The following is a 12,274-nucleotide window of genomic DNA, read 5'->3' as shown; positions in this document are numbered from 1 at the left end:
TGTCTACCCTCTCTCGCGCCCCGATCGGTTACACTCGATGACAGCGAAGGGGAGTAGCCCTGCGAACCGGTCGTCGACACACTGGAGCCCTCGGGTTCCCGGTGACCGGGTCCGCGCGTCATGCGGACGGGCGAGACCTTCGGCCAGGCATCAGCCACGTCCGCGTTCCCGTGGGCGTGGTCCGTCATGCCGGGCCGAGTGGTCCTCCCGTCGCCCACCGAGGCGGCGCCCGGAATCACGGAGCCCGGACCGAGCAGAGAGCCCCGGTATGCACCTCGACCCCTTGGCGATCCTCACCGCCTTCGGGCTGATCTTCCTCGCCGAGCTTCCCGACAAGACGATGTTCGCGTCCCTCGCCATGGGCACGCGCATGCGTCCGCTGTACGTGTGGATCGGCACCTCCACCGCCTTCGCCGCCCATGTCGCCATCGCGGTGGGAGCCGGCAGCCTCCTCGGGCTGCTCCCCGGCTGGAGCGTCAAGCTGGTCTCGGCCCTGTTGTTCGGCTTCGGCGCGTTCATGCTCCTGCGCGGCGGGGGCGACGACGACGAGGCCGACGAGGGCGGCCGGACGGTCAGCGGCTTCTGGCCCGTCTTCTCGACCGCCTTCACGGCCGTGTTCATCAGCGAGTGGGGCGACCTGACCCAGATCACCACCGCCAACCTGGCCGCCACCAACGGCACCTGGTCCACGGCGATCGGCTCCTTCGCCGCCCTGACGACGGTCTCCGCCCTGGCCCTGGTCGCGGGCCGCTTCATCGCGAAGCGCGTCCCCCTCAAGACCGTGCAGCGCATCGGCGGCATCTGCATGGCGGGGCTCGCGATCTGGTCGCTGACCGAGGTCTTCACCGGCTGAGCGCCGTCCCCGCCCCACCGCGCGCCCCTTCCCGCCCCGGGAAGGGGCGCGCGGCGTTCCGGGACGGCGCGCCGGCATGCGGCATCCCGGGAAGGGGCGTCCCCCGTCCCGGGCCGGCCGGTCATCCCGGACTCTTGTTGAAGCACTGAATCACTGCTTCACTCCTTCCATGCCCTACCGACGCACCCCCGCCGTCCAGGCCCGGCTCGACGCCCAGCGCGTCGCGGTCGTCGACGCGGCCCTCGGCCTCCTCGCCGAGCAGGGCTACGCGGGCTGCACGATGGCCGCCGTCGCCACGCGCGCCGGAATCGCCACGGGCAGCGTGTACCGCCACTTCCCGAGCAAGGCCGAACTGGCCGTCGAGCTGTTCAGGACCGTGGTGACCCGGGAGGTCGCGGCCGTGTCGGAGGCGGCCGGGCACCCCGCGCACGGTTCGGCGGCCGAGCGGGTCGTCGCCGTCATCGAGACCTTCGCCCAGCGGGCGCTGAAGTCGCCGCGCCTCGCCTACGCGCTGCTGGCCGAACCGGTCGACCCGGCCGTGGACGCCGAGCGGCTCGTCTTCCGGCGGGCGTTCCGGGACGTGTTCGCGGCGCGCGTCGAGGAGGGCGTGCGCGCGGGCGAACTGCCCCCGCAGGACCCGGTCCTCACGGCGTCGGCGCTGGTCGGGGCGGGCGCGGAAGCGCTCGTCGGGCCGCTGGCGGAGGGGTCCGTCGGGCCCGGCACCGTACCCGCACTCGTCACCTTCACCCTGAGAGCACTGGGAGTTCCCGATGCCGACCACGCATGAGGTCACCAACCAGGCACCACCGCTGACCGGTTACGACGTCTCCGCCGACCCCGCGCTCCTGGAGGCGCTGCGCCGGGAGGGCGCGGGCTGGGCCGAGGCCGAGGTCCGCGAGCTCGGGGCGAAAGCGGGGGGCGAGGAGGCCCAGGAGTGGGGGCGGCTCGCCGAGCGCCACTCCCCCGTCCTGCACACCCACGACCGGTACGGGCACCGGATCGACGAGGTCGAGTTCCACCCCCACTGGCACGATCTGATGGACACCGCCGTGCGGCACGGACTGCACGCGGCGCCCTGGCGCGACGCGCGGCCGGGCGCGCACGTCGCTCGCGCGGCCAAGCTGTTCGTGTGGGGGCAGGCCGACGCGGGGCACCTGTGTCCGGTCTCCATGACGTACGCGGCGGTGCCCGCGCTCCGCGTCCAGCCGGAGCTCGCGGAGGTGTACGAGCCGCTGCTCACCTCCTCCTCGTACGACTTCGGGCTGCGGGTGCCGACGGAGAAGCGCGGCATCATCGCGGGGATGTCGATGACCGAGAAGCAGGGCGGTTCCGACGTCCGGGCGAACACCACCCGTGCCGTGCCCACGGGCGAACCCGGGCAGTACGCGCTGACCGGCCACAAGTGGTTCACCTCGGCGCCGATGTCGGACGTCTTCCTCACCCTGGCCCAGGCGCCCGGCGGCCTGTCCTGCTTCCTGGTGCCCCGCGTGCTCCCCGACGGCACCCGCAACGCGATCCGGCTCCAGCGCCTCAAGGACAAGCTGGGCAACCGGTCCAACGCCTCCTCCGAGATCGAGTACGAGGGGGCCGTCGGCCTGCTCGTCGGTGAGGAGGGACGCGGGGTGGCCACCATCATCCGTATGGTCAACATGACGCGGCTGGACTGCGCCGTCAGCTCCGCGTCCGGGATGCGGCTCGGGCTCGTCCAGGCGGTGCACCACGCCACGCACCGGGAGGCGTTCGGGGCGCGGCTCGTGGACCAGCCGTTGATGCGGAACGTCCTCGCCGACCTGGCCGTGGAGGCGGAGGCCGCCACCGTCGCGGCGCTGCGCCTGGCGGGCGCGGTGGACCGGGCGGCGCGCGGGGACGCCGAGGAGGAGCAGCTGCGGCGGCTCGGGCTCGCGGTCACCAAGTACTGGGTCTGCAAGCGGGCGCCCGCGCACGCGGCCGAGGCGCTCGAATGCCTCGGCGGCAACGGCTACGTCGAGGACTCGGGCCTGCCGAGGCTCTACCGGGAGTCGCCCCTGCCGTCCATCTGGGAGGGCTCGGGGAACGTCGCCGCGCTGGACGTGCTGCGGGCGATGGCCCGTCAGCCGCAGGCGGTGGAGGCGTACTTCGCGGAGGTCGACCGGGCCGCGGGGTCGGACCGCCGGCTCGACGCGGCCGTCGCGAGCCTCCGCAAGGACCTCGCCGGGCTGGCCGACCCCGACGCGGCCGCGTACGGCGCGCGGCGTCTCGTGGAGCGCCTCGCGCTGGTGCTCCAGGGCTCGCTGCTCGTCCGGCACGGACACCCGGCGGTCGCCGACGCCTTCTGCGCCTCCCGCCTCGACGGCGACCGGGGCCTGGCGTTCGGCACCCTCCCGGCGGGCGTGGACACGGCGGCGATCATCGCGCGGAGCGGTCCGGACGCGGTGGGCCCGGCGGCCTGAGCGGCCATGTCGGACAGGTGCTGACCTACTTCCCTCCTAGCGTGACTCCCGTACGGCACGGAGAGGCACACCGGCGAAGGGATCAGTGGGATGTCCGAGCACGACGGCAGCGTTCCGCGGGGGTACACGACCGTGGCCCCCTGGGTCGTCACCGACGACACGGGGGCCTTCCTCGACTTCGTCGCCCAGGTCTTCGGGGGTGAGGAGCTGGCCCGGGTGGTCACCGAGGACGGGGCCGTGGGGCACGGGGAGATCCGGGTCGGCGACACCGTCGTGCTGGCCTTCGACCGGCGCGCGGACTGGCCCGCCCTGCCGAGCCTGCTGCGGGTGTTCGTCGCCGACGCGGACGAGGCCTTCGCCCGGGCGGCCGCCGCCGGCGCCCGGGTCGTGACTCCGCTCGCCGACGACGCCTTCGGGCAGCGCGGCGGACGGGTCCGCGACCCCTTCGGCAACATCTGGTGGGTGACCTGCCTCGTCGAGGAGGTCCCGGAGGACGAGATGTGGCGGCGGCTCGAGGATCCGGCGTACGCGGAGGTCATGCGGGTCGCGCAGGAGACGCTCGACGCCGAACTCGGCGGCCGGGACGAGGGACGCAGCAGCGCGCCGGTGGGCCCGATCGACTGACCGGGGTGGCGGATCGGCGGATCGGCGGATCGGCGGGTCGCCGGGTCGCCGGGTCGCCGGGTCGCCGGGTCGCCGGGTCGCCGGGTCGCCGGGTCGCCGGGTCGCCGGGTCGCCGGGTCGCCGGGTCAATCCTCCTGCCCCGACGAGCCGTCGTGCGTGTCGCGTCCCGCGCCGACCTCCGTCACGAAGGCCCTGAGCAGGGCCGAGTCGGAGGCCGTGGGCCACACCAGGCCGTACTCCAGGGGCGGGACGTCGCGCAGGGGGACGTAGGAGATGCCGGGGCGGGGGTGGTAGCGCGCGCCGCGCGCCGCGCCCGGGGAGGCGCCCCGGCCGGCCGTCACATGGGAGAGGACCTCCTGCCAGGTGGCGGCGGCCGGTCCCCGGCCGACGGGGGCGCCGGACGGCGTGCGGCGGGGGTAGTGGTGGTCGGCCCAGTGGTCGGGGACGGTGCCACCGGGGGCGATCAGATCGAGGCCGGCGAGATCCTCCGGGCCGAGGGAGGCGCGGCCGGCCAGCGGGTGCCCGGCCGGGAGGAGGAGGACCCGCTCGTCGGTGACGAGGACGGGACCGGTGGTGAGGTCCGGTTCCAGGACCGGGAGGGTGGCGCACTGGGCGTCGAGCGTTCCGTCCCGGAGGGACCGGAAACCGCCGTCGAGGGGCACCTCGTGGACGGTGATCTCGCAGCCCGGATGGACGGCGAGCAGGCGGTCGGCGGCGGCCGTGAGCAGTTCTCCGCCCCAGGGGGTGCCGAAGCCGACGCGCAGGCGGCCGTGGACGCCGCGTCCGGCGGCGGTGGCGCGTTCCAGGGCCGCCTTGATCCGCCGGTACGCGGGCAGGAGGTCCTCGTACAGGGCGTGGCCGACGGGGGTGAGCCGGACGCTGCGGCTGGTGCGGGCGAAGAGGGGGGTGCCGACGCGCCGCTCCAGCTTCTTCACGGTCTGGCTGATCCGGCCGGTGGAGACGCCCAGTCGCTCGGCGGTGCGTCCGAAGTGGAGTTCTTCGGCGAGCGTGAGGAACGCCTCCAGTTCGTACCGTTCGAGCACCGGTCCCCGCCCCTCCCGTGTCCACCGATCGTTGAGTCCCGCTCAACGCCGGTTTCATGATGACATCTTGATCCACCGGGCTCCCGGCGAGGAGCCTTGAGGCGTCCCCTCCCCCGTACGGAAGAGCCTCCGTGGCCCCACGCCCCCTCGCCCCCGCGCGCCCCCCGAGCGTCCCGCTCCTCGCCCTCGCGGGGGCGGTCACCGTCGCCAACCTCTACTTCCCGCAGCCGCTGCTCGCCGCCGTGGCGCACGGCCTGGACGTGTCGGAGCGGACGGGGGGACTGCTCGCCTCGCTCGCGCAGATCGGCTACGCGCTCGGCATCCTGCTGCTCGTGCCGCTCGCCGACTCCGCGCGGCTGCGCCGCCTCACCTCGGTGCTGCTCGCGCTGACCAGCGCCGCCCTGATCGTCGCCGCGGCGGCGCCCGACGTCCTCACCCTGGCGCTCGCGACGCTCGCGCTCTCCACCACCACGGTGCTGCCGCAGATCCTCACCCCGGTGGCTGCGGTGCTCGCCGGACCGGACAGGCGGGGCCGGGTCGTGGGCCTGGTGGGCCTCGGCCTGACCCTCGGCTCGACCCTGTCCCGCACGGTGTCGGGCGCCGTGACCGACGCGAGCGGGAGCTGGCGGGTCGCCTACGGGGTCGCCGCCGTGGCCACGGCCGCGCTGCTCCTCGTCCTGCCCCGTCGGCTGCCCGAGCGTCTCGGGCCGCCGGGGCACGGCTCGTACGCGGGACTCCTGGCCGGGCTCCCCCGGCTCCTCGCGGTCCACCGCGAGTTGCGGACCTCCGCGCTGGTCGGCGCGTGCGCGTTCGCCGCCTTCAGCGTCTTCTGGTCCGTCCTCGCCTTCCACCTGGCGGCGCCGCCGCTCGGGTACGGGCCGGGGGCCGCGGGTCTCTTCGGGGTGCTGACCCTGCCGGCCGCGCTGCTGTCGGCGGCTTCGGGGCGGCTGACCGACCGGTACGGCGCCTCGGCGGTGAACGCGGGCAGTCTGGTCTGCGCGGGCCTCGGTCTCGCACTGGCGGGGCTCGCCCCTTCCTCGCCCGGGGCCCTGGTGGCGGGGGCGAACCTCCTGGTGGCCGGGGTCAGCTCGTGCCAGGTCGCGAACCAGGCCCGGATCTTCGGGATCGGCCCGGCGGTGGCGGCCCGCGTCAACACGGTCTTCACGCTCGCCACGTTCTCCGGCGGGGCGCTCGGCTCCCTCGCCGGGTCCTGGCTGTACGGGGCGCACGGCTGGCCGGCCGCGCTGCTCGCGGCGGGGGCGTGCGTGGCCGTCGCCGGGCTCGTGGTGGTGGCCGGGGCGCGACCGGGGGTCCCGACTTGCGGCGGGGGCGTCACACGGGAGGCTGGGGGTATCCGTCCGCGCATCCCGCAGGGAGAGTCATGATGCTGGACCTCACCGCCCTCGCCGACGAGCACCTGGCCGTGGCCCGCACGGCACCGCACGGGCGCAGCGCCCACCGGATCATGCACGACGGCGTGCTGCGGCAGACCGTCATCGCGCTGACCTCGGGCACCTCCCTGGACGAGCACAACGCGCCCCCGGCCGCCAGCCTCCAGGTGCTGCGGGGCCGGGTGAGCCTGACGGCGGCGGGATGGGCGGAGGAGCTGCCGGCGGGCACGCTGCGGATGATCCCGAAGGAACGGCACGGTCTGACGGCCCTTGAGGACGCGGTGGTGCTGCTGACCGCGGTGAACGACTAGGGCGTGTCCGGCCGACCCCGGGTCGCGGCTGCCACGGAAGCGGTCCGACCCGAGGAGGATCCTCGGCGGGCCGAGCCTGGTGGATCATGGACCGGTGGGCATCGAGGAACGCGAACGCAAGGTGTACCGGCCGCTGCGGCGGGCCGGTCTCGAGGTGATACCGGACGCGGTGCCGGACGGCACGATGCCGTTCGTGGCGGGGTATCGCCCCGAGGACGTCGTCGGCGGCTTCTCGCTCGGGTACGAGACCCCGCGGCTCGTGGAGCGTCTCAACGAGGACTGGTACGACCTGGCGGTCTCGTCGGGCCTCCTCGACGCCCGGCGCGAGTTCCTCGTCCTCCTCCCCCGGGGCGCCCACACCCACCAGGCCGTCCTGCGGCAGCGGAGCCGCCCCTACGGACGCCGTGCCGCACCGGCGGTCTGGACCCGGGTCCGGCTCCTCGACCGCTGGGACATCATGGGACGGGGCGCGGCGTCGGCGTTCCTCGGTCTGCGCGCGGGCCATCCCGGCTTCGGGATGATGGCGCTCGACGGCAGCGTGTACCTCAGCTGCTCGACGGGCGAGAGCGGTGTCGACGTGCGTGCCGTGGCGCACCCGGCCCGCTCCGACCACGTCCTGCGGTATCTGGAGTGGTACGCGCGCCGGGACGCGCGCCTCGCCGAGAGGGAGCTGCGGAAGCGGGTCGCCGACTGGCTCGCGGACCGCGCGCCGTCCCGGGCGGAGCCGGCGTAGACCCGAATATGCGATGCCGTGGCGGGCCGTGGCCGGGCAGACTCGCCCCATGGCAGACACGAGGGCGTTCCAGGACGAGATGAGCCGCTGGGCGGCGGGCGGTTCCGACGGGGAGACGGCCAGGGCCCTGGCCGTGGAGCTCGGTCTGCGGACGGCGGTGCTCCTTGAAGGTCCGAGTGACGTCGCGGCCGTCGACACGCTGGCCGCGGCGCGCGGCCGTGACCTCGCGGCGGAGGGCGTGTGCGTGGTGTCCATGGGCGGGGCGATGAGCGTCGCGCGGTACGCCGAACTGCTCGGGCCGCCCGGTCTCGACCTGCGCCTGACCGGTCTGTGCGACGAACACGAGCGGGGCTACTACGAGCGCGGACTGCGCCGGGCCGGCGCGCCCGACCGGGACTTCTTCGTCTGTGTGGCGGACCTGGAGGACGAGCTCGTCCGGACCCTGGGCTCCGCGCGGGTCGAGGAGATCATCCGTACGGAGGGCGATCTGCGCCCCTGGCAGACCTTCGTGAGCCAGCCCGCCCAGCACGGCCGTCCCCGGCACCAGCAGCTGCGGCGCTTCCTCGGCACGAAGAAGGGCCGCAAGATCCGCTACGGCACGCTCCTGGTGCGGGCCCTCGGCACCGCGCCGGCCCCGTCACCGCTTGAGTGCCTGCTGGCGGGGCTGTGATCCGCCGTGGTGCCGGCGGGCCCCCTGCCGGTGTCTCGCGTGCTCCCGTCCGTGGGAGCTCAGCCGTCCGTCGTGACCAGCACCAGCGGGGTGCCTCCGCAGGGCCGGAGCCGGAGGCCGTCGGCGCGGTGCTCGGCGGGTGGTCCGGCGAGGACGGCGGCGAAGTCGGGGCCCCGGGTGAGCGATCCGGCGAGATGGGCCGGGTCGGTGGAGGCGGCGACGCGGCCCCGCGCGTTGACGAGGCGGGCCGGGACGGGGAGCCGCTGGAGCACGGGCAGCACGGCCGCCTCGAAGTGCCGCAGGTACACGTCGGCGGCGGCGACGCCCGCGAAGCGGCCGCCGACGTCCACCGGCGCGGAGAGCGTGAGGCTGTACTCGTCGGAGCACAGGTAGTCCACGTAGGGCCCGGCGACGGCCCGGCGCCCGGTCTCGCGGGGCAGGGTGTACCAGTCCCAGTGCGTGTAGTCGGAGTAGGCGGAGTGCCGCGGGTCGAGGTCGAGCAGGAGCGGCCGGACGGCTCCGCCGGGCCCCCGCTGCCACCACTCCAGCCGGCCGGGTACGTCGGTCAGCAGACCCGGCGCGGCGACGAAGCCGACCCCGGAGACGAGCGGGTGCGCGCCCAGCCGGGCGCGCAGGCCGGGGCGGAGCGGCGCGAGGTCCGCGGCGACGGGCCCGCGCCCTGAGGTGCATACGCCGGTGAGCAGCGCGGCGGTGTCGGCAGCGGTCCCGGCGACGGCGGCGAAGACCTCTTCGAGGGAGCCCCGGACGCGGCGCACCACGTCACCGACCGGGTCCTCGGCCCGCCCCCGGTCGGCGGCCTCGCGCGCATCCCCAGCCTCGCGCCGGTTCACGGCCTCACGCGCCGCGCCCCCGTCCTGCCTCCGGACCTCACGCGCCGCGTCCCCAGCCCGGTCCGGTTCGACGGTCCCGACCGCGCGGTCCGAGTCAGTGACGGCCCCCGCGGGGCCCGCGAGCCCGGTGCTCCTGACCATGCGTGTCCTCCTCGGGACGAGGCTCGGCGCGGGCGGGGGTGCCGAGGCGCAGCGCGATCAGCCGCCCCACTGACTCCCGTACGCACGTCTCGGCGAGCGTTCTGGCCCGCTCGTCGGCCTCATCCTGCACGGCGGAGATCACGGCGCGGTGACGATCCGACACATTGGCCAGATGCGCGGGGTCGTCGAGGACGAGGCAGAGGAGTGCGCCCAGGTCCGTCTGCAACGCGATCTCCTCGCGGGTGAGGCGCGCGGACTGGGCCGCGGCGGCCAGCTCGACGTGGAAGCGGCCGTAGAGCCTGCTGCGGGCCGCCGGGTCCGCGGCGGCGGCGAGCTCCTCGACCGTGCGGGTGAGGGGGCGGAGGTCCCCGGGCTGGGTGCGGCGGGCGGCGAGCAGGGCGGCGGCGCCGGAGACGGCGGCCCAGTGGTCGCCGAGGTCGCGGAGTTCCTCGGTGGACCAGTCGGCGAGGCGGGCGAGCAGCCGCTCCTCGGGCGGGTCGTCGGGCAGGGTGACGAAGCTGCCGCCGCCCCGGCCCCGGCGGGTGGTGACGAGCCCCTGGTGCCGCAGGGCCATGAGCGCCTCGCGCAGGGTGACGGTGGAAACGCCGAGCTGCCCGGCGAGTTCGGTCTCGCCGGGCAACTGCTCCCCGTCGGCGAGGAGTCCGAGCTCGATGGCGTCGCCGATGCGGCGGACGACGGTGTCGACGCGCGCGCGGGTGTCGACGGGGGTGAAGACGGCCCTGCGGGCGGGGCCCGGGCCGGCGTCGCCTCCGGCGTCGTCCGGCCTGCCGTTCGGTCTCACGGTTAACCACCTCGCGCGTCGGGCGTTGACTCAGGCTTTACCTTAAAGGGGTCTTGAGATTTGAACTATGACTTCATATGTTTACGCCCACGCCCGAGCAACGCTCCACCGCACCAGAAAGGCTCCCGCCCATGGAGGCAATGGCGATCCGGCTGACGGGACTGCGCAGGACCTACGGGCGGACCGAGGCCGTGGCCGGGGTGGACCTGGACATCGCCGACGGGGAGTTCTTCTCGATGCTCGGCCCCTCGGGCTCCGGGAAGACGACCGTGCTGCGGATGATCGCGGGCTTCGAGACACCGACCGCCGGCACCGTGGAACTGGCCGGCCGCGACGTCACCCGGCTCGCTCCCTTCGAGCGGGACGTGCACACCGTCTTCCAGGACTACGCGCTCTTCCCGCACATGACGGTCGAACAGAACGTCGCCTACGGCCTGAAGGTCCGCGGCGTGCCCCGCGCCGAGCGCCTGGTGCGCGCCCGGGCCGCGCTGGCGCAGGTCGGCCTCGACGGCCTCGGCCGCCGCCGCCCGGCCGAGCTCTCCGGCGGCCAGCGGCAGCGCGTCGCCCTCGCCCGCGCGCTCGTCGGCCGTCCCCGCGTGCTCCTCCTCGACGAGCCCCTCGGCGCGCTCGACCTCAAGCTCCGCGAACGGATGCAGGTCGAACTCAAGGCGATCCAGCGCGAGGTCGGCATCACCTTCGTGTTCGTCACCCACGACCAGGAGGAGGCCCTCACGATGAGCGACCGCATCGCCGTCTTCCACCAGGGCCGGATCGAGCAGGTCGCCGCCCCCGCCGAGATCTACGAACACCCCGCGACCCCGTTCGTCGCCGGATTCGTCGGGTCCTCCAACCTGCTGAGCGGGGACGCCGCACGGCGGGTGGTGGGGGCGCCCGGCACGTACAGCATCCGGCCGGAGAAGATCCGGATCCTCTCCGACCACACGGCACCCGGCGAACCCGGGCACTCCACCGCCTCCGGCACCGTCGCGGAGGTCGTCTACCTGGGCGACTCCACCCGCTTCCTGGTCGACCTCGACGGCGGCGGCCGGCTCACCGCGCTCCAGCAGAACCTCCGGACCTCCTCCGCCGACCTCGCCGCCTTCCGGGGCGCCCGGATCGGCCTCCAGTGGCACCCGAGCCACGCCGTGTCCGTCCCGGAGCACCCGTAGGCCCCCAGCCCGCTCCCCCGTCCCCGCCCCCTCACGCAACGGAGATCCACGTGCGCCCGCACCGCTCCCTCCTGACCGCAGCCGCCCTCTCCGGGCTGCTCCTCGTCACCGCCTGCGGATCGGCCGACCCGGCGGGTTCCGGACGCTCCGGCGGGCTCAACCCGCCCGACCTGAAGGCGCCGACCTCGCTCGGCAAGGCCGAGGGCGAGGTCAACCTGATCGCCTGGGCGGGATACGTCGAGGACGGCTCCAACGACCCGAAGGCGGACTGGGTCAGCGCCTTCGAGAAGCGGACCGGCTGTCAGGTCAACACCAGGACCGCCGCGACCTCGGACGAGATGGTCTCGCTGATGAAGACCGGCGCGTACGACGCCGTCTCGGCCTCCGGCGACGCCTCCCTCCGCCTGATCGCCTCCGGCGACGCCGCACCCGTGAACACCTCGCTCGTCCCGAACTACGCCGATGTCTTCGCCGGGCTCAAGAACAAGGAGTGGAACTCCGTCAGGGGCGTCGCCTACGGCATTCCGCACGGCCGGGGCGCCAACCTCCTCATGTACGACACCGACCGGGTGAAGCCCGCCCCCGACTCCTGGTCCGCCGTCTTCGACCAGGCCTCGGCGCACAGCGGGAAGGTCACCGCCTACGACTCCCCGATCTACCTCGCGGACGCGGCCCTCTACCTCAAGGCCACCCGGCCCGAGCTCGGCATCGAGAACCCCTACGCCCTCGACCAGAAGCAGTTCGACGCCTCCGTGGCCCTGCTCAAGGCGCAGAACGCGCACATCGGCGAGTACTGGAGCGACTACCTCAAGGAGATCTCCGCCTTCAAGAGCGGCGACTCGGTCGTCGGCACCAGCTGGCAGGTGATCGCCAACCTCACCAAGGCCGAGGGCGGGAAGGTCGACGCGGTCCTGCCGAAGGAGGGCTCCACCGGCTGGTCCGACACCTGGATGGTCTCGGCGAGGGCCAAGCACCCCGCCTGCGCCTACAAGTGGCTCGACTGGATCGTCTCCCCGAAGACCAACGCGCAGGTCGCCGAGTACTTCGGCGAGGCCCCGGCCAACGCGAAGTCGTGCGCCGAGACCGCCGACAAGAACCACTGCGCCGTCTTCCACGCCGCCGACGAGGCGTACTGGAAGCGGGTCCACTTCTGGACCACGCCCATCGAGCAGTGCCTGGACGGCCGCACGGACACCCGCTGTGTCCCGTACGCCAAGTGGGTCCAGGCCTGGACCGAGATCAAGGGCTGACACCGGC

General features: G+C 74.4%; 13 protein-coding genes. 10 read left to right on the top strand and 3 right to left on the bottom strand.

What is annotated here, in order from left to right:
- The first annotated feature begins 268 nt into the window (after positions 1 to 268).
- From ACFYXU_RS20765 to ACFYXU_RS20750, 4 genes are all read left to right on the top strand, one after another.
- Positions 269 to 853 carry a TMEM165/GDT1 family protein gene (locus ACFYXU_RS20765; protein WP_376512998.1) on the top strand — a complete coding sequence of 195 codons (585 nt, stop codon included), beginning with the start codon at positions 269 to 271 and terminating at the stop codon, positions 851 to 853.
- A 169-nt stretch (positions 854 to 1,022) separates the two neighbouring features.
- Positions 1,023 to 1,640 carry a TetR/AcrR family transcriptional regulator gene (locus ACFYXU_RS20760; protein ID WP_389405799.1) on the top strand — a complete coding sequence of 206 codons (618 nt, stop codon included), beginning with the start codon at positions 1,023 to 1,025 and terminating at the stop codon, positions 1,638 to 1,640.
- Complete coding sequence (locus ACFYXU_RS20755; protein ID WP_389459180.1) at positions 1,624 to 3,282, top strand: acyl-CoA dehydrogenase family protein; 1,659 nt, start codon at positions 1,624 to 1,626, stop codon at positions 3,280 to 3,282. The genes ACFYXU_RS20760 and ACFYXU_RS20755 overlap by 17 nt, the downstream gene beginning before the upstream one ends.
- 90 nt (positions 3,283 to 3,372) lie before the next feature.
- Positions 3,373 to 3,906 (top strand): VOC family protein, encoded by a 534-nt coding sequence (locus ACFYXU_RS20750; protein WP_389459178.1) that lies wholly within the window; start codon positions 3,373 to 3,375, stop codon positions 3,904 to 3,906.
- A 125-nt stretch (positions 3,907 to 4,031) separates the two neighbouring features.
- Here the strand turns inward: ACFYXU_RS20750 and ACFYXU_RS20745 are convergent, their stop codons facing one another.
- Positions 4,032 to 4,949, bottom strand: a complete 918-nt coding sequence (locus ACFYXU_RS20745) for a LysR family transcriptional regulator (RefSeq protein WP_389459176.1) — start codon at positions 4,947 to 4,949, stop codon at positions 4,032 to 4,034.
- A gap of 131 nt (positions 4,950 to 5,080) precedes the next feature.
- Here ACFYXU_RS20745 and ACFYXU_RS20740 point away from each other — a divergent pair, with 131 nt between their 5' ends.
- The 4 genes from ACFYXU_RS20740 (at position 5,081) to ACFYXU_RS20725 (ending at position 8,054) form a co-directional block, all read left to right on the top strand.
- Entirely contained in the window at positions 5,081 to 6,334 is a 1,254-nt protein-coding gene (locus ACFYXU_RS20740) for an MFS transporter (RefSeq protein ID WP_389459174.1), read from the top strand.
- Positions 6,334 to 6,651: a cupin gene (locus ACFYXU_RS20735; RefSeq protein WP_329858689.1), complete on the top strand. Its 318-nt coding sequence runs from the start codon at positions 6,334 to 6,336 to the stop codon at positions 6,649 to 6,651. The genes ACFYXU_RS20740 and ACFYXU_RS20735 overlap by 1 nt, the downstream gene beginning before the upstream one ends.
- Before the next feature lie 94 nt (positions 6,652 to 6,745).
- Positions 6,746 to 7,384, top strand: a complete 639-nt coding sequence (locus ACFYXU_RS20730) for a hypothetical protein (RefSeq protein WP_389459172.1) — start codon at positions 6,746 to 6,748, stop codon at positions 7,382 to 7,384.
- Positions 7,385 to 7,433: 49 nt separating this feature from the next.
- Positions 7,434 to 8,054 carry a TOPRIM nucleotidyl transferase/hydrolase domain-containing protein gene (locus tag ACFYXU_RS20725; RefSeq protein ID WP_389459169.1) on the top strand — a complete coding sequence of 207 codons (621 nt, stop codon included), beginning with the start codon at positions 7,434 to 7,436 and terminating at the stop codon, positions 8,052 to 8,054.
- Positions 8,055 to 8,113: 59 nt separating this feature from the next.
- On the opposite strand, the gene ACFYXU_RS20720 is transcribed toward ACFYXU_RS20725, so the two are convergent.
- Positions 8,114 to 9,046 (bottom strand): hypothetical protein, encoded by a 933-nt coding sequence (locus tag ACFYXU_RS20720; RefSeq protein ID WP_389459167.1) that lies wholly within the window; start codon positions 9,044 to 9,046, stop codon positions 8,114 to 8,116.
- A complete protein-coding gene (locus ACFYXU_RS20715; protein ID WP_376512982.1) occupies positions 9,000 to 9,848 on the bottom strand; it encodes a FadR/GntR family transcriptional regulator in 849 nt (282 codons plus the stop codon). Before ACFYXU_RS20715 ends, ACFYXU_RS20720 begins: the two co-directional genes overlap by 47 nt.
- 131 nt (positions 9,849 to 9,979) lie before the next feature.
- Here ACFYXU_RS20715 and ACFYXU_RS20710 point away from each other — a divergent pair, with 131 nt between their 5' ends.
- Together ACFYXU_RS20710 and ACFYXU_RS20705 are read left to right on the top strand one after the other, a co-directional pair.
- Positions 9,980 to 11,017: an ABC transporter ATP-binding protein gene (locus tag ACFYXU_RS20710; protein WP_389459165.1), complete on the top strand. Its 1,038-nt coding sequence runs from the start codon at positions 9,980 to 9,982 to the stop codon at positions 11,015 to 11,017.
- A gap of 50 nt (positions 11,018 to 11,067) precedes the next feature.
- On the top strand, positions 11,068 to 12,267 hold the full coding sequence (locus tag ACFYXU_RS20705) for an ABC transporter substrate-binding protein (RefSeq protein WP_389459162.1): 1,200 nt from the start codon (positions 11,068 to 11,070) through the stop codon (positions 12,265 to 12,267).
- Positions 12,268 to 12,274 lie beyond the last annotated feature (7 nt).

The sequence above is a fragment of the Streptomyces sp. NPDC002232 genome, from assembly GCF_042890295.1.
Lineage (GTDB): Bacteria > Actinomycetota > Actinomycetes > Streptomycetales > Streptomycetaceae > Streptomyces.
Note: the sequence above shows the minus strand (reverse complement) of the source record. Positions and strands in the feature narration are given on the sequence as shown.